The organism is Achromobacter sp. 2789STDY5608621, from assembly GCF_001299375.1.
GTDB lineage: Bacteria > Pseudomonadota > Gammaproteobacteria > Burkholderiales > Burkholderiaceae_B > Achromobacter > Achromobacter insuavis.
Map to the genome: position 1 here is coordinate 95,399 of NZ_CYTU01000004.1, position 16,539 is coordinate 111,937.

The 16,539-nt window shown below is 65.7% G+C and carries 18 protein-coding genes and 1 tRNA gene; 6 read left to right on the plus strand and 13 right to left on the minus strand.

The window, feature by feature from the left end; translation table 11 throughout:
• Window positions 1–13: 13 nt before the first annotated feature.
• Together AOZ53_RS06300 and AOZ53_RS06305 are read left to right on the plus strand one after the other, a co-directional pair.
• Window positions 14–1,408, plus strand: a complete 1,395-nt coding sequence (locus AOZ53_RS06300; protein WP_054432348.1) for an MFS transporter — start codon at window positions 14–16, stop codon at window positions 1,406–1,408.
• Window positions 1,409–1,736: 328 nt separating this feature from the next.
• Complete coding sequence (locus AOZ53_RS06305; protein ID WP_054432349.1) at window positions 1,737–1,895, plus strand: DUF6726 family protein; 159 nt, start codon at window positions 1,737–1,739, stop codon at window positions 1,893–1,895.
• A gap of 25 nt (window positions 1,896–1,920) precedes the next feature.
• Here the strand turns inward: AOZ53_RS06305 and AOZ53_RS06310 are convergent, their stop codons facing one another.
• Window positions 1,921–3,126 (minus strand): phytanoyl-CoA dioxygenase family protein, encoded by a 1,206-nt coding sequence (locus AOZ53_RS06310; protein WP_197286453.1) that lies wholly within the window; start codon window positions 3,124–3,126, stop codon window positions 1,921–1,923.
• Between the two features lie 450 nt (window positions 3,127–3,576).
• Between AOZ53_RS06310 and AOZ53_RS06315 the strand changes: the two genes are divergently transcribed.
• Window positions 3,577–4,014: a hypothetical protein gene (locus AOZ53_RS06315; protein ID WP_049051322.1), complete on the plus strand. Its 438-nt coding sequence runs from the start codon at window positions 3,577–3,579 to the stop codon at window positions 4,012–4,014.
• A gap of 109 nt (window positions 4,015–4,123) precedes the next feature.
• Here the strand turns inward: AOZ53_RS06315 and AOZ53_RS06320 are convergent.
• From AOZ53_RS06320 to AOZ53_RS06365, 10 genes are all read right to left on the minus strand, one after another.
• Window positions 4,124–4,200, minus strand: a tRNA-Pro gene (locus AOZ53_RS06320).
• Between the two features lie 174 nt (window positions 4,201–4,374).
• On the minus strand, window positions 4,375–4,806 hold the full coding sequence (locus AOZ53_RS06325) for a MerR family transcriptional regulator (protein ID WP_054487289.1): 432 nt from the start codon (window positions 4,804–4,806) through the stop codon (window positions 4,375–4,377).
• Window positions 4,807–4,863: 57 nt separating this feature from the next.
• On the minus strand, window positions 4,864–5,202 hold the full coding sequence (locus AOZ53_RS06330; RefSeq protein WP_006388001.1) for an integration host factor subunit alpha: 339 nt from the start codon (window positions 5,200–5,202) through the stop codon (window positions 4,864–4,866).
• A gap of 3 nt (window positions 5,203–5,205) precedes the next feature.
• Window positions 5,206–7,623, minus strand: coding sequence for a phenylalanine--tRNA ligase subunit beta (pheT, locus tag AOZ53_RS06335; RefSeq protein WP_054487290.1), 2,418 nt, complete (start codon window positions 7,621–7,623; stop codon window positions 5,206–5,208).
• 14 nt (window positions 7,624–7,637) lie between these two features.
• A complete protein-coding gene (pheS, locus tag AOZ53_RS06340; RefSeq protein ID WP_054432353.1) occupies window positions 7,638–8,660 on the minus strand; it encodes a phenylalanine--tRNA ligase subunit alpha in 1,023 nt (340 codons plus the stop codon).
• Window positions 8,661–8,737: 77 nt separating this feature from the next.
• Entirely contained in the window at window positions 8,738–9,097 is a 360-nt protein-coding gene (gene rplT, locus AOZ53_RS06345; protein ID WP_006387998.1) for a 50S ribosomal protein L20, read from the minus strand.
• A gap of 17 nt (window positions 9,098–9,114) precedes the next feature.
• A complete protein-coding gene (rpmI, locus tag AOZ53_RS06350; protein WP_006394064.1) occupies window positions 9,115–9,312 on the minus strand; it encodes a 50S ribosomal protein L35 in 198 nt (65 codons plus the stop codon).
• Between the two features lie 356 nt (window positions 9,313–9,668).
• Window positions 9,669–11,210 (minus strand): YifB family Mg chelatase-like AAA ATPase, encoded by a 1,542-nt coding sequence (locus tag AOZ53_RS06355; RefSeq protein WP_054487292.1) that lies wholly within the window; start codon window positions 11,208–11,210, stop codon window positions 9,669–9,671.
• 86 nt (window positions 11,211–11,296) lie between these two features.
• Window positions 11,297–11,548 carry an accessory factor UbiK family protein gene (locus tag AOZ53_RS06360; RefSeq protein WP_006394062.1) on the minus strand — a complete coding sequence of 84 codons (252 nt, stop codon included), beginning with the start codon at window positions 11,546–11,548 and terminating at the stop codon, window positions 11,297–11,299.
• Window positions 11,549–11,699: 151 nt separating this feature from the next.
• The gene (locus AOZ53_RS06365; RefSeq protein ID WP_054432356.1) at window positions 11,700–12,137 is read right to left on the minus strand and encodes a DUF5339 family protein; all 438 of its coding nucleotides are present in this window, start codon (window positions 12,135–12,137) and stop codon (window positions 11,700–11,702) included.
• Window positions 12,138–12,422: 285 nt separating this feature from the next.
• Here AOZ53_RS06365 and AOZ53_RS34665 point away from each other — a divergent pair, with 285 nt between their 5' ends.
• Genes AOZ53_RS34665 through amt form a run of 3 tightly spaced genes read left to right on the plus strand, consistent with a single transcriptional unit; the run spans window position 12,423 to window position 14,292 of the window.
• Complete coding sequence (locus AOZ53_RS34665) at window positions 12,423–12,650, plus strand: hypothetical protein (RefSeq protein ID WP_197286454.1); 228 nt, start codon at window positions 12,423–12,425, stop codon at window positions 12,648–12,650.
• A gap of 33 nt (window positions 12,651–12,683) precedes the next feature.
• Window positions 12,684–13,022, plus strand: a complete 339-nt coding sequence (locus AOZ53_RS06370) for a P-II family nitrogen regulator (RefSeq protein ID WP_006218735.1) — start codon at window positions 12,684–12,686, stop codon at window positions 13,020–13,022.
• A 31-nt stretch (window positions 13,023–13,053) separates the two neighbouring features.
• On the plus strand, window positions 13,054–14,292 hold the full coding sequence (gene amt / locus AOZ53_RS06375; RefSeq protein WP_054432357.1) for an ammonium transporter: 1,239 nt from the start codon (window positions 13,054–13,056) through the stop codon (window positions 14,290–14,292).
• A gap of 140 nt (window positions 14,293–14,432) precedes the next feature.
• On the opposite strand, the gene ptsP is transcribed toward amt, so the two are convergent.
• Window positions 14,433–16,208, minus strand: coding sequence for a phosphoenolpyruvate--protein phosphotransferase (ptsP, locus tag AOZ53_RS06380; protein ID WP_054432358.1), 1,776 nt, complete (start codon window positions 16,206–16,208; stop codon window positions 14,433–14,435).
• 43 nt (window positions 16,209–16,251) lie between these two features.
• Window positions 16,252–16,521: an HPr family phosphocarrier protein gene (locus AOZ53_RS06385; RefSeq protein WP_006387993.1), complete on the minus strand. Its 270-nt coding sequence runs from the start codon at window positions 16,519–16,521 to the stop codon at window positions 16,252–16,254.
• Window positions 16,522–16,539 lie beyond the last annotated feature (18 nt).

Consider the following 16,539-nt stretch of genomic DNA (forward strand, 5'->3'; position numbering starts at 1 on the left):
CGCCGCCACCGACATGACCCATGACGCCGATGATGCAGGCTTCGAGCTCCCCAGGCGCTATTTCGCCGCGGCCGCCATCCTGATCGGCGTATTCATGTCGGCGCTGGACAGCTCCATCGTCAACATCGCCCTGCCGACCATCGCCACCGATCTCGACGTCAGCGCGGCCGCCGTCATCTGGGTGGCGAACGGCTACCAGGTGGCCAGCGCGGCCACCATGCTCATCTGCGCATCGCTCGGCTCCAGGATCGGCGAACGGCGCTTCTACACGCTCGGACTGGTGCTGTTCACGCTCGCATCGCTCGGCTGCGCACTGGCGTCCAGCTTCCACGCGCTGGTGGCGCTGCGCGTGCTCCAGGGCATCAGCTACGCCGTGCTCATCAGCGTCGGCTACGGCCTGTACCGGGTCATCTTCCCGGCCGCCTCACTGGGCACCGTGTTCGGCCTGAATGCCCTGGTATTCGCCGTCGGCACGGCGCTCGGCCCGACACTGGGCGGGCTCATCGTCTCCTATGCCTCCTGGCCCTGGCTGTTCTACATCAACCTGCCGCTCGGCCTGGCCGCGATCGCCTGCTGCTACCACGCGCTGGGCCGGGACACGTACCGGGAACGCGGCTTCGACCTGCCCGGCGCGATCACCTCCGCCGCCGGATTCGGCCTGCTGGCGCTGGCCGTCGACCAGATCGGCCGCTGGGATAACCGCACCGTGCTGCTGCTCGCTGGCGCAGCGCTGGCGCTGATCGCCCTGTTCGCCTTCGGCCAGACCCGTGCGCGGCATCCGCTGCTGCCCCTGGACATCTTCAAGTCGCGCCGCTACTCCTTCGCGGTGCTGACGTCCCTGACCATGTTCATCTCGCAAGGCATCGCGCTGGTCGCGCTGCCGTTCGTGCTGCAGGACGCCTACGGCTACACCGCCCTGCAATCCGCGCTGGTCTTCACGCCGTGGCCCATCGCGGTCGCCGTCTGCGCGCCGTTCGCCGGGAGGCTCGCGAACCGCCTCAACGCCACGCAGGTCTCCAGCATCGGCGTCTTCACCTTCTGCCTGGGACTCGGCTCACTCGTGCTGCTGCCCGCCGATCCGGGCACCGGCGATTTCCTGTGGCGCGTGGCGCTGTGCGGGATGGGCTACGGCTTCTTCCTGCCGCCCAACAACAAGGAGATGTTCGCCAACGCCGCCAGGAACCGCACCGCCACCGCCTCCGGCGTCCTGTCGACCGCGCGCACCACGGGCCAATCGCTGGGCGCGGCGCTGGTGGCCGTGGTGATCGCCCTGGTCGGCAAGGAAGCCGGCGCCTCCTCGGGGCATTTCTCGCGCTACGTCTTCGCCCTGGCCTGCGGCATCGCCGCCCTGTCGTTCTTCGCCAGCCTGGCGCGCGTGTACCGCCAGCGCGGCCAGGCGCCGCTGTGAGCGGCGTCGCCGATGGCGGATGCAAGCTGAAAAGGCGGAACGCTGAAAAGGCGGAACGCTGAAAAGGCGGAACGCTGAAAGGGCGGAACGCTGAAAGGGCGGAACGCTCGATAGGCTGAGCGTTCACGGCGGGGTTGAGCATGATGAGGATGGCGTGACCATCACCTTCACTCGTATTGCCCGGCCGCGTTACATCCTGAGCGCCCTCGCGCAAACGTCATTACATTCGCCGCTCAATTCCCCACTATTCATGACCGGCCCGCGGCGCAGAATCCAGGCATTGCGACGCGGCCCCGCCCGCAGCGCCAATCCCTCGCCGACGAATCCCATGAAGTGGTTGCTGATTTCCCTGCTCTGCCTGCCCTGTACGGGCTGCGGCCTCGCCGCCGCGCCCTGCCGCGTCACGTCCGCGGTCATCAAGATCGTGCCGGTGGTGGGCGGCGTCGCCGCCGCGCCGACCGATGCCTGCGCGGAAGTGATCGACTGATCGCGCATGCACGCCACTAGCAGGATTAGGCTACTCGTTTGAGTCTGCGAAGTTTCCAAGGCATGACGATCTGCTGCTGAATGCGGGAACGGACACGATCCATGATGCTGGCAGACTTGCTGGTATTCGCAAAGCCACGGTAGCGGTCGCGTGCCGCGCTATCGTAATTCTGTACCAGGCGAGTCGATATGTCCCGCTGCCGGATGGCTTCAAGCCGCGCAACCGGTAAGTCCGGGAATGGTTCGATGGGCGACATGTAGAGCGAAGCAGCATACTCAAATTGCAGAATGCAGCGATATCCACCCGTTACCGGCAACCCCTTGTGTACTGCGCTGGTATCGCCAAAGATGATCGTACCTGCTGGTCCCGTCACGGACTTCAGACGGTTCGCATCGAAGTACTTGAGCACCTCATCATCAGTCAGTCGTGTCGAGAACGGTACGCCGCGGGTGAAGAGTTCGTCAATATGGCTGCCGTCCACGTAGCAATGGGGCCCGTTATCGGCACCGACATCCGTGAGATATATGAAGACCTTGAGAAACTTGGTGAACTCCTTGTCCTGATGATAGAGCTGTGCGCTGGAAGACAGCTGGCTCTTGTCGCCTTTTCCCGCGAAAGATAGCCAGGTATTGGTCTGCACATGCACTGGCGTGCAGCCGAAATATTGAGTCACCATCGCCAGAATATAAGGGTCGAAGGCAAGACTGCCCAGCAATTCACTATGTGTTGCCTGGTCCAGATCCCTGAGCCAGAAGGTGCCACTTTCCAGACGTTCCCCGCTAGCGCCGAGCGCATACAACTCCTCGCCACTGCGCAGCGTAGCGCCGGGCCTCTTCTCATAGAAACTAAATTTGCCAATCTCGTCTCTGACTGCTGCCAGCGTGGATACCGGCAGTTTTCTATCGGCAACGAGGTAGCCGTGCGTACGCAGCGTTTTTACCGCTTCGGCAAGCGTTCCCAATTCGCCAAAGATCGGCGACAACTCGGGCAATTCAGGCATCGGATAACGAAGCGCCAGTATCCTGGCGACCAACTCGTTCAACCCGTGATTGAACTGGTAGAAATCCATCTCGGACTTATCGCGCAAGAGAAATCCATCCCCTCCCTCGATTTCGTAATGCAAGAAATTGGCCAACGCCCGTTGCTGCGCGGTGTTCAGTTTCTGGCACTCGTCGGCGATGTCATGAGGAACTGGGAAAGCATCAAGCAACGCTTTTAATTTCTGGTTCATGGTTCTAGACGATAGGCGGTAAAAGGGCACGCGGATCGAGCCGGCACGAAGTTGAAGCCATTCCATCGTTTCAGAGAAAGAACAGCGCAAACAACACGCCTGGAGCCTGCACCGATATTAACGCGCCTACGTCCAACCTGCCGATCCAGCAACCTCTTACAAGATCAACACGCCAATTCCGCCCTCTGCCCGAGCCCTACCCAGAGCTTCTTCGGCTCTCGTCCAGCAACAGCCAGTCTTCTTTTTCGCGGACAAGATCGCCAACACCGTCAGCGCCCGACGGTCTTGGAACATGGACAAGCAAGGAGAAACGTGTGCGGTTGTCTGACGGTTTTCTGAAGTTTTTCTGACGGTTGAAACCAATCCTTGCCGGGGCCCGTTCTGCCTTCTCAAACCGAAGAACTGGTGGCTATACTCGCGCACCCGATGCGCACCAACTGAGGCCACCAAATGCTAAAAAGCATCTGCCGCATTGCTCCCGCCGTCATCCTGCCGCTCACGCTGTCCGCCTGCATGGGCCTGTCCGTCTACTCGCCCACGCGCAACAAGCTCGATGCGCAGGTCGGCAAGAACATCAATGAAATGCTGCCCGCCTGGCCGCCCGAGACCGGCGCCAAGCCGTTCGTGAACAAGGTCGATGACCAGACCACGAGCTACACGTATGTGTATGGCTACCATCCGGGCCACTACGAAGGCCGCGGCTATTCCACCAACGGCCCGATGGGCACGACGTATGGGTCCTACAGCGCCTACGTGCCCGAATACACCGACTGCGCGGTGATCTTCTACACCGACAAGGCCGGCACCGTGCTGCGCTACGACATGAAGACGAATGGGAAGATCAGCTACAACTCGTGCGGGGAGTACATCAGCGGGTTCAGGTTCTGAGCTGAAGACGCCATCGGCACATCGCATGCGATGTGCGCCCGGAAGATGTGCGCCCGGAAATGAGAAAGGGGGTTAGTGATTTTCATCACTAACCCCCTTAGGGTATTGCTGGTCGGGACGGCGGGATTCGAACTCGCGACCCCTTGCACCCCATGCAAGTGCGCTACCAGGCTGCGCTACGCCCCGAAAGAAAAAGAGTATAGCAGACCTAAAAATTGTTTGCACGCATTGGTGCAAAAAAAGTGCCGAATACTCAAAAAAATTTGCGTGCCCCGCGTGATGCCTGCACCGCTTTCATGCAAGGCTCGCGCATGGCACGCAAGGTACTGAATGTTGAACTGCGCTTGAACCGTGCGCCGCTCAGGCCGCGGCGCTGGCGCTCACCGCGTTGCCGCCGGCTGCCGGCGCCGGCGAGCCCAGGGCTTCGCTCAGCATCGTCGACACATTGCCCAGCTCGTTGCGCAGGGCTTGCATCTCGGCGCCAGTCAGGCGCACCGCGGCGTCCTGGTCGTGCGGCGTGTCGCGCGCATCGCCCAGGCGGTTGCGCGCGCCGCTGATGGTGAAGCCTTGCTCGTACAGCAGCGAACGGATGCGGCGGATCAGCAGCACTTCGTGATGCTGGTAGTAGCGACGATTGCCGCGCCGCTTGACCGGCTTGAGCTGCGTGAACTCCTGTTCCCAGTACCGCAGCACGTGCGGCTTGACGCCGCACAGCTCGCTGACCTCACCGATGGTGAAGTAACGCTTGGCGGGAATGGGCGGTAAGGTAACGGTGGATTCGGTACGTGTCATAAGAGAATTCTATGCCGCGATGCGTCGAGTGCCGATAACAATTACCGACAAAGCGTATCACTCCTCGGCATCTGGCGCTGCGGGAGTGGCCTGCTCCACCACGCTCTTGAGTTTCTGACTCGCGTGGAACGTGACCACGCGGCGTGCGGCGATGGGGATGGTCTCGCCGGTCTTGGGGTTGCGCCCCGGACGCGGCGGCTTGTCGCGCACCTGGAAATTTCCGAAGCCCGAAAGCTTGACGGAGTCTCCGCGCGCCAAGGCATCGCGGATTTCCTCGAAGAACGTATCGACGATGTCCTTGGCTTCGCGCTTGTTCAGGCCGACCCGCTCAAAGAGCAGCTCGGCCAGCTCGGCCTTGGTCAGGGTACGCGGCTCGGCAAGCATACTGTTCCCCATGGTTCAAGCGCGCTGGCGCGCGCCGTGGGCACTGACCAAAGCGTCTTTGATGCGCGCCAGGCAATCGGCCACCCGGGCTTCGTCCAGTGTGACCTCAGTGTCCTGTAGCCAGAAACGGAACGCAAGACTTTTCTCGGCCACGGGCTGGTCGCCCTGGACCTTTTCGCGCCAGACGTCGAACAGGCGCACGTCCTGCACCACGGCCAGCTGCGGATCGGCCTTGACCGTCGCCGCCACCGTGTCCAGCATGGATTGCGCGGTCACGGGCGCATCGACCCACAGGGCCAGGTCGCGCACCACCACCGGCTGGCGCGACAGCTCGCGCACCTGCGGCAGCTCGCCTTCGGACAGGGCATCCACGTCCAGCTCGAACACCACCGGCGCGTGCGCCAGGTCGGCCTGCTGCGCCCAGCGCGGGTGCAGTTCACCGATCCAGCCGACCTGCTTGCCGTCCAGCGTGACACGGGCGCTGCGGCCCGGGTGCAGCGCGGGATGGGCCGCGGCTTCGAAGCGCAGACGGGCGCCACGGGCGCCGAACAGCGCCTCGACGTCCATCTTCACGTCGTAGAAATCGACCTGGCGCGCGGGCGCGCCCCACTGCTCTTCCACCGACGGGCCCCAGGCGGCGCCGGCCAGCTTGAGCGGCTGGCGCACGCCGGCGACTTCCAGCGGACCGTCCTGGGCGGCGTCGTCGCGCGCGAACACGCGGCCCAGTTCGAACAGGCGCACGCGCGTCTGCTTGCGGTTGGCGTTGTGGCGGATGTTGGCCACCAGGCCGGCGATCAGGCTCGACCGCATCACCGACAGGTGGCTGGCGATCGGGTTGACCAGCTTGACCGGCGTGTCGTTGCCGGCGTAGTCGCGTTCCCACTCGGCTTCGACGAAGCTGTAGTTGACGACTTCCTGGTAGTCCTGCGCGGCGGCCAGGCGGCGCAGCGCGTGCGGGCCGCGGCGCACTTCGGGCTGCGAGAACATCTTGGCGCGCGCCATCGGCGGCACCGTGGGAATGTTCTCGAAGCCGTAGATGCGGGCCACTTCCTCGATCAGGTCTTCCTCGATTTCGAGGTCGAAGCGGTACGACGGCGGCGTGACGATGAAGTCTTCGCCGTCGAGCGTGAATTCCAGGCCCAGGCTGCCGAAGATCCTGGCGACCTCGGCTTGCGTGACGGGCACGCCCAGCACGCGGTGGCAGCGCGCCAGGCGCATGCGCACCGGCTCGCGCTTGGGCAGGTTGACGATCTGGTCGTCCAGCGGACCGACCTGGCCGCCGCAGATGTCGACGATCAGGCGCGTGATGAATTCGATGTGCTGCGGGATCGTGGCGAAGTCCACGCCGCGCTCGCCGCGATGGCTGGCTTCGGAGCTGAACTTGAAGCGGCGCGCGCGGCCGGCCAGCGATTGCGGCCACCAGAACGCGGCTTCCAGGTAGATGTTCTGCGTGTCGAGCGTGACCGCGGTGGCCTCGCCGCCCATGATGCCGGCCAGGCTTTCGACTTGATCGCCGGCCACCACCACGCCGACCTTCGAATCCAGCGTGACGGTCTGGCCGTTCAGCAGTTCGAGCGTCTCGCCTTCGCGCGCCCAGCGCACCGACAGGTCGCCGTGGATCTTGTCCAGGTCGAACACGTGCGAGGGGCGGCCCAGTTCCAGCATGACGTAGTTGGAGATGTCCACCAGCGCCGACACCGAGCGCTGGCCGGCGCGCTCCAGGCGCGTCTTCATCCACTCGGGGGTCTGCGCGCGGGCGTTCACGCCACGGATCACGCGGCCGCCAAAGCGGCCGCACAGGTCGGGCGCCTCGATCTTGACGGGACGCAGCTCGTCCAGCGTCACGGGCACGGCCTTGGCGGTGGGCACCGACAACGGCGCGCCGGTCAGCGCGGCGACTTCGCGCGCCACGCCCAGGATCGACAGGCAGTCGGCGCGGTTGGGCGTCATCTTCAGCGTGAAGAGCGTGTCGTCCAGGTCCAGCGCTTCGCGGATCGACTGGCCCGGCGCCATCTCGGCCGGCAGTTCCAGCAGGCCGGCGTGATCTTGCGACAGGCCCAGTTCGCGCGCCGAGCACAGCATGCCCGACGATTGCACGCCGCGCATCTTGGCCACGCCGATCTTCATGCCGCCGGGCAGTTCCGCGCCGACGCGGGCCAGCGGCACCTTCAGGCCGGCGGCCGCGTTGGGCGCGCCGCAGACGATCTGCAACAGCGCGCCGGAGCCGTCATCGACTTGGCAGACGCGCAGCTTGTCTGCGTCGGGGTGCGGGGCGATCTCGACGATGTGCGCGACCACCACGCCCGTGAACGCGGGCGCGGCCGGCACGGTGTCTTCGACTTCCAGGCCGGCCATGGTGAGCCGGTGCGCGAGTTCGTCGGTTGCGATCGGAGGATTGACCAGCGTACGCAGCCAGGATTCGGGAAATTGCATGATCTAGCCGTCTGTTATTCGTTGAACTGGCGCAGGAAGCGCAAATCGCCTTCGTAGAACTGGCGCAGGTCGTTGACGCCGTAACGCAGCATCGTCAGGCGCTCGAGTCCGGAGCCGAAGGCAAAGCCGATATAACGTTCAGGGTCCAGGCCGAAGTTGCGCACCACCTGCGGGTGCACCTGGCCCGAGCCGGAGATCTCCAGCCAGCGGCCGCGGTTCGGGCCCGACGTGAACATCATGTCGATTTCGGCCGACGGTTCGGTGAACGGGAAGAACGACGGGCGGAAACGCACGACGAGATCGTCGCTCTCGAAGAAGCAACGCAGGAAATCGGTGTACACGCCCTTCAGGTCGGCGAACGAGATGTCCTCGGCAATCCAGAGCCCTTCCACCTGGTGGAACATGGGCGAGTGCGTGGCGTCGCTGTCGACGCGGTAGGTGCGCCCCGGCGCGATGACCTTGATGGGCGGCTTGTGCATGCGGGCGTATCGCACCTGCATGGGGCTGGTGTGCGTGCGCAGCAGCAGCGGCAGGCCGTCGGCGTCTTTCATGTCGACGTAGAACGTGTCCTGCATGGAACGCGCCGGATGGTCCAGCGGGTTGTTCAGCGCGGTGAAATTGGTCCAGTCGTTTTCGACTTCGGGGCCGTCCGCCACGTCGAAGCCGATGGAGCGGAAGATCTCTTCGACGCGCTCCCAGGTCCGGATGACCGGATGGATGCCGCCCGGCACGCGACCACGGCCCGGCAACGATACGTCAATGGTTTCGGACGCCAGGCGGGCATCGAGTTCCGCTTGCACCAAGGCGGCGCGGCGCAGGTTCAGGAGCTCCTCGACCTTCTGCTTGGCCTGATTGATCCGGGCGCCCATGTCGCGCTTCTGCTCGGGATCGAGCTTGCCCAGCCCCTTGAGCAGGACCGTCAGCGCGCCGTCCTTGCCCAGGAAACGGGCCTTTGCATTTTCGAGCGCGGCGGCGTCCGTGGCCGCGGCGAACCGTTCTTGCGCCTGGGAAACCAGGTCGTCAACCGATTGAGTCATGAAATCCAGCCTTCAAAACGCAAACGGGGCCATTACAGCCCCGTTTGCAGCGATGCGCGATGAGTTAAAGCGCGCGATCAGGCAGCCAAGGCAGCCTTGGCTTGCTGCACGATGGCGGCAAAGCCGGCCTTGTCGCGCACGGCCAGATCGGCCAGGACCTTGCGGTCGAGTTCGATCGCAGCCTTCTTCAGGCCGGCGATGAACACGCTGTAGCTGACGCCATGTTCGCGGACGGCGGCGTTGATACGCGTGATCCACAGCGCGCGGAACGTGCGCTTCTTGTTGCGGCGGTCGCGGTAGGCGTATTGGCCAGCGCGCATGACCGCTTGCTTGGCGATACGGAACACATTACCGCGGCGGCCACGGTAACCCTTGGCGGCGGAAATGACTTTTTTGTGACGTGCGCGGGCAGTTACGCCGCGTTTGACGCGAGGCATAGTAGATCTCCCTTAGATCAAGCGAAAGGCATCATGGCTTTCACGGAAGCCACGTTGGATTCATGGACCGCTGCCGAACCGCGCAGCTGGCGCTTGGCCTTGGTCGTCTTCTTGGTCAGGATGTGACGCTTGAACGCCTGACCACGCTTGATGGATCCGCTGCCGCGAACCTGAAAGCGCTTTGCGGCGCTTTTCTTGGTTTTCATCTTGGGCATGATGATTCCCTAAACTGAACACTATTGTTGATTTACATGACGCGAGGTGCTTGTCGCAAGGCGGTTGGCGCCGCCCCAAGCCATGAAGGCGGGAGCGTTCGACCTACACCATTGCGGCAAAACTTGAGGACCTCTTGCCACTTCTGGGGTACTTCTGGGGTACTTCGACTGCTGGGGTACTGCAACTTTCCCCGATGGCCCGGGCGAAAAAAATGGCCTGGATCCGGGAAAGCCTTTGATTATATGGTGATTTCCCCGGTTTTGTCGAGCCGGATCGGGTCTTGCGGACAGACACGGGGAAACATCCAGGGACAGAACCCGTCCGCCCGACTGACGGCAACGGCCTGCGCCCCGCATTATGCCCCTGGGCGGCGGTACTGCACCGCCTGCGCCACGTGATGCGCCTCCAGCCCGTCCGCCTGCTCCAGATCGGCGATGGTCCGCGCGACCCGCAAGGCGCGGTGCATGGCCCGGCCCGAGCCCGCCAGCCGGCGCATCGCCTGCAGCAACAGGTCGCGGGCCGGCGGTTGCAGCGGGCAGTGGCGCTCGAGCTCGGCGCCGGCCAGCGCCGCATTCGGCTTGCCCTGGCGCGCCAGCTGGCGTTCGCGGCAACGCGCCACGCGCGCCCTGACGGGCTCGGACGCCTCGCCTGGCGGCCCCTGCAGGCTTTCCAGGTCGGTCGGCGGCAACGCCACGTGCAGGTCGATCCGGTCGAGCAGCGGCCCCGAGACCTTGCCGGCGTAGCGCGCCACCTGGTCGGGCGTGCACTGGCAGGCCCGGCGCGGATGACCGCGCCAGCCGCAAGGGCACGGGTTCATCGCGGCCACCAGCTGGAAGCGGGCGGGAAACTGCGCCGTCTGCAGCGCCCGGGCAATGACCACCCTGCCCGTCTCCAGCGGCTCGCGCAGCGCCTCCAGCGTGCGCCGGCTGAATTCCGGCAGTTCGTCGAGAAAAAGCACCCCATGATGGGCCAGGCTGATCTCCCCCGGTCGCGGCCGGCCGCCGCCGCCCACCAGGGCGATGGCGGACGCCGAGTGATGCGGCGAGCGGAACGGCGGCGTGCCCATCCGTACCGGCGGCGCGCCCGCCAGCGCGGCCAGGGCCGCGACCTCGAGCGCCTGCGTGCGCGCCAGCGGCGGCAGCAAACCCGGCAGGCGCGCGGCCAGCATGCTCTTGCCGGCCCCGGGCGGCCCCACCATCAAGAGACTGTGACCGCCCGCCGCCGCGACCTCCAGCGCGCGCCGCGCCCCGGGTTGCCCGCGCACGTCCGCCAGGCAGGGCATCGGCGGCGCCTCGGGCCAGGCGTCGGGCAACGCGTCCGGCAGACGGCAATGGCCCGCCACATGCGCCGCCACGTCCGCCAGGCTGCGCGCCGACAACACCCGCAGCCCCTCGACCCAGGCCGCCTGCCCGGCGCTGCCGGCGGGCAGGATCAGGGTGGCGCCGGGCGACTCGCGCGCCACGCTCAGCGCGATCACCAGGGCGGCCGCGACCGGCACCAGCGCGCCGGTCAGTGACAGCTCCCCGGCGAGCACCAGGCCGGCCAGCAACGGATCCGGCGCGGTCTCGACGGCGGCGCCCGCTGTCGCCGCGCCCTCGCCCGGCGGCGCCAACTGCCCCGCCGCCAGCAGCAGGCCCACGGCAATCGGCAGGTCGAAGCGGCCCGACTCCTTGGGAATATCGGCGGGAGACAGGTTGACCGTGATGCGGCCCGCGGGGAAATTGAAGCCGCTGTTGATGATGGCCGCGCGCACCCGCTCGCGGCTTTCGCGCACCTCGGTGTCGGGCAGGCCGACCACGTTGAAGCTGGGCAGGCCCGGCCCCAGGTGGGTTTCGACCCGCACCGCGTGGGCATGCAGGCCGCTAAGGGTGCGGCTGGCGATTACGGCTAGCGTCAAGGCAGTCTCCGATAACAATCGAAGACGAGTATGGCGAAAACAAAAAAGGCCGCGCAGGCGGCCGTGGCAAAAAGGTCCCGCGCGGATTACTTATCCAGGGCGGACAGCCGCGACTCCAGCTGCTCGACGGTGGCGGCCAGTTGGTCGACGCGGGCGCGCGTGCGCGCCAGCAGATCGGCCTGCACATCGAATTCCTCGCGCGTGACCAGGTCGAGCTTCGAGAACGCCTGCGTCATCATGGCGCGGACATTGCGCTCGACGTCCGCGGCGGGGCTGCGGGCGATCAGGTCGGAAATGTTCTTCTGGATGTCTTCCATCCACTGGGTGCGATTGTTCATAGCGGCCTCACGATGTTCTTGGTGCCTCAAGTGTAGTGCTTTCCACAGGCCGGGCTGCGGGCAAAAAAAAGGGCGGGCCGCATGCGGTGACCGCCCATCAAAGCACAGGAGAAAACCGGGCCGCCTTGGGGGCAGCCCCCTACCAACATCGTTACTGGCAACCCATCTGCGTCGCCGACTGCGCGAACAGGTCGGCCGATTGCTTGCACTGGGCCGCCAGCTGCGTCTTGTCGCTGATCGTGGCCCACTGGGTCTTGGCCGCGTCGAGCTGCTGCTTGAAGCTGGCCGCCGCGGGATTGGATGCGCCGAGCTTGTCCATGCATGCACTGACCTTGGTCAGGTAGGCATCGCATTCGGCGGGCAGGCCGGCGGTGGCGCCGGCGGCCGGAGCCGAGCTGGACGGCGCGGGCGTGGAAGCCGGCGGCGTGGTGGCCGCGGGCGGCGTGCCCGGCGTGGTGGTCGACGGCGCCGGCGTGGTCGATGCCGCGGGCGGCGCGGCCTTTTCGTCGCTCTTGTTGCAGCCGGCCAGGGCGGCCAGCGCGGCGGTCAGCGCCAGCACGGCAAAGGTCTTGCGTTGGATCGTCATCATTCCTCTTTCCTTTCTTGCTTTTTGTCTTCGTTCAGAGAGCCGCGGCGCCGGTGTCTTTTGCCGCGGCCCGGTCAGGCCCAGATACCGCCATGAGCTGGACTTGATTCTTCTTCAGCCTACCTTTGGCAACAAGCTTATGCGTGTAAACCCTCGTATCACGCCCCGCCCCCGTTTTGACGGTCTGTCCGGACCGCTTTCAATCGCCTGACACCCACGTCCGCCATCGCCCGAAGCCCGGCCAGCAACGTTCAGCGGCCTGTCGGGCAGAAAGCGTCCAAGGCCTCCATGCATCCGGCAAACGCGACAAAGGGCTACCGCGCCGGCATCAACTGGCAACAAATGGCGGCGGTGAAACATATTCCGTTGCATTCCTCACTCCGCCCCGTCATGCACCGGTTTGAGGCTGACGTTTGGTGCATGACGCACTATATTGGTGCAGCCAGGCACAACAAACGCGCCTGCGTTTCCGCTTTCCGGGCACCGGCCTGCATGGCATGGAATTTGCTTGATTGACGATGCCAACGTGCAACCATGAGAGGAAATGCCATGAAACTCATCATCGCCATCATCAAGCCCTTCAAGCTCGACGAAGTGCGGGTGGCTCTATCCGGAATCGGCGTCCAGGGCCTCACCGTTACCGAAGTGAAAGGGTTCGGGCGCCAGAAAGGCCACACCGAGCTGTATCGCGGCGCGGAATACGCCGTCGACTTCCTGCCCAAGCTGCGTGTCGAGGCCGCCGTGCCCGACCACCTGGTCGACCAGGTCATCGAAGCCATCGAACAAGCCGCCCGCACCGGCAAGATCGGCGACGGCAAGATCTTCGCCGCCCCCCTTGAACAAGTGATCCGCATCCGGACGGGTGAAGCCGGCGAAGCTGCGCTGTAGACAAATAAGAAAGACTCATTGGAGCCTGAAAATGGATAAAGCAGATATCTCCTGGTTGCTCGTCTCTACCCTCCTCGTATTGATGATGGCCGTACCCGGTCTGGCGATGTTCTATGGCGGCCTGGTACGCAGCAAGAACGTGCTGTCGGTGCTGCTGCAAGTGTTGTGCACGTTCGTGCTGGGCCTGGTCCTCTGGTTCATCTACGGTTATTCGCTCGCCTTCACCGAAGGCAACGCGTTCTTCGGCGGCCTCTCGCGCGCCTTCTTCTCCGGCATGTTCAATCCGGCCGACGGCAAGTACGCCATGTCGAACTCGCTGACCGAGCTGCTGTTCGCCTCGTTCCAGGCCACGTTCGCAGGCATCACCTGCGCGCTGATCGTCGGCAGCTTCGCCGAACGCGCCCGCTTCTCGGCGGTGCTGGTGTTCACGGTGATCTGGTTCACCTTCGCCTACATCCCCATCGCGCACATGGTCTGGTTCGCCTCGGAAACCGCGCCGGGCCTGCTCAACGCCAAGGGCGCGCTGGACTTCGCCGGCGGCACGGTGGTGCACATCAACGCCGGCGTGGCTGGCCTGGTGGGCGCCTATGTGGTCGGCAAGCGTGTCGGTTACGGCCGTGAAGCCATGCAGCCGCACAACCTGCCGATGACCTTCGTCGGCGCCGCCCTGCTGTGGGTGGGCTGGTTCGGCTTCAACGCCGGCTCCGCCCTGGCCGCCAACGAGAACGCCACCCTGGCCTTCTTCAACACCATGATCGCCACCGCTGGCGCCGTGCTGGCCTGGCTGTTCACGGAATGGGCCATCAAGGGCAAGCCCTCGATGCTGGGCGCCGCCTCCGGCGCCATCGCCGGCCTGGTGGGCATCACCCCGGCGGCCGGCCTGGTCGGCCCGGTGGGCGCGCTGATCATCGGCGTGATTGCCGGCGTGGTCTGCGTGTGGGGCGTCAATGGCCTGAAGCGCCTGCTGCGCGCCGATGACGCGCTGGACGTATTCGGCGTGCACGGCGTGGGCGGCATTGTCGGCGCCCTGCTGACCGGCATCTTCAACGCCCAGGTCCTTGGCGGCCCGGGCCTGGCGGAACCCGGCATGATCCTGGGCCAGCTGTGGGTGCAGCTCGAAGGCGTGCTGCTGACCATCGTCTGGTCCGGCGTGGTCGCCTGGATCGCCTACAAGATCGCCAACGCCCTGTGCGGCCTGCGCGTGCCGGAAGACCAGGAACGCGAAGGGCTGGACGTCACCAGCCACGGCGAATCGGCCTACCACAGCTGATCCGTCGCCCTCCCGCCCGGCACCGGGCGGGAATGCGGAAAGCCCCCTCGGAGAGGGGGCTTTTTTTCGACCAGGCCCAAAAAAAAGCCCGTCGCATGCGACGGGCTTTTCCGTTTGCCGGAGGCAGGCTCCGGCGTCGATCAGGCCAGATCGAGCGTGTCCAGGTCCACGGGCAAGGCCCGGTTCAGGGCGCTGGCCACCTTCACGCGCAGCGCATTGGTGTGGGCCCGCCGCACTTCCCGCTTCACGTCCAGCAGTTGCTGCGGATGCATGGAAAACTCGGTCAGGCCCAGCCCCAGCAGCAATCGCGTCATGCGCGAATCGCCGGCCATTTCACCGCAGACCGCGACCGGCTTGCCAGCCCGCTCGCCCGCGTTGATGGTGTGGGCTACCAGCCGCAGCACCGCGGGATGCAGCGGATCGTACAGCGCCGCCACGTCGTGGTCGCCGCGGTCGATGGCCAGGGTGTACTGGATCAGGTCATTGGTGCCGATCGACAGGAAGTCCAGCGCCTGCGCGAACGGTTCGATGGCGATCGCGATGGCGGGCACCTCGACCATGGCGCCGACTTCCATGTGCGGCGCATAGGCCTGCCCGCGCGCATCCAGTTCGCGCCGGGCGGACTCGATGGCCGCCCGCGTCGCCATCACTTCGTGCATGTGGGCGATCATCGGGATCAGCAGGCGCACCGGCCCATGGGCCGAGGCCCGCAGGATGGCGCGCAGCTGCGTCGCGAACATCTCCGGACGCGCCAGGCAGTAGCGGATGGCGCGCTGCCCCAGCGCCGGATTGGTGGCCACGGTGGCCTCGCCGTCCAGCGTCTTGTCCGAGCCGATGTCGAGCGTGCGGATGGTGACCGGACGGCCCGCCATCACCTTCACGACCGACGCGTAGGCCTCGTATTGTTCTTCCTCGCCCGGCAGGTCCGGACGCCCCATGAACAGGAATTCGCTGCGGAACAGGCCGATGCCGTGCGCGCCGGAGGCCAGCGCCAGCGCCGCCTCTTCCGGCAGCTCGATGTTGGCGTGCAGGACGATGTCGATGCCGTCCAGGGTGACCGACGGCTCGTCGCGCAGCAGGCTCAGCTCGGCGCGCTCGTCGGCGTAGACGGCCTGGCGGCGGCGGTATTCCTGCAGGATGCGGTCCGACGGGTTGACCACCACCGCGCCGGCGGCGCCGTCGATGATCAGCATGTCGCCGTCGCGCACCAGCTCGCGCACATTGCCCATGGCCACCACCGCCGGCACGCCCATGCTGCGCGCCACGATGGCGGTATGCGAGGTCGGGCCGCCCAGGTCGGTGACGAAGGCGGCGAAACGGCCGCCGCGCAGGCGCAGCATGTCGGCGGGCGAAATATCGTGCGCCACCACCACCAGCGCGTCGTCGCCGCCCATGTGCGACATGTCCGGCAAGGTGGCCGAGGTGCCCGACAGCACGTGCAGCACCCGCTCGATCACCTGGCGCACATCGGCGCCGCGCTCGCGCAGGTACTCGTCTTCCATGGCGTCGAACTGCTGGCCCAGAATCTGGCCCTGCGTGGTCAGCGCCCATTCGGCGTTGTAGTGCCGCTCGGCGATCAGCGCCAGCGTCTGCTCGGCCAGCAGCGGGTCGCCCAGCAGCAGGCTGTGCACGTTCAGCATGGCCCCCAGCTCGCGCGGCGCGTCGGCCGGCAGGGTATCGGCCAGCAGCCGCAGTTCCTGCTGCGCCGAGGCCAGCGCCTCGGTCAGGCGGCGGCTTTCGGCCGGCACGTCCTCGGGCGAAATGCGGTAGTGCGCGACTTCCAGCGCCGCCGCGCCCATGACCACCGCGCGGCCGATGGCGTAACCGCGCGCCACGCCCTTGCCGTACAAACAAATAACGGGGCTGGCAGAGCCAGCCCCGTCATGCGCCTGAACCGCGGCACCGGCCGCGGACATGCCGGCCCCGACATCGTCAGGGCCGGCGGATTCGGAAACGCTGCTATTCCTGTTCACCGAATTTGCTATCGAACAGAGTTTCAATTTCGGAGAGCGCCTGCTCGGCATCGCTGCCCGAGGCCTCCAGCTTGACCGTCACGCCCAGGCCGGCGGCCAGCATCATGACCCCCATGATGCTCTTGGCGTTCACGCGCTGCGCGCCGCGCGAGATGAAGATCTCGCTCGAGAACTTGCTCGCCAGTTGCGTCAGTTTGGCGGCCGCCCGCGCATGCAAACCCAGTTTATTGCTGATGACAATGTCTGTATTAGGCATAGTGAATATTATGACCAC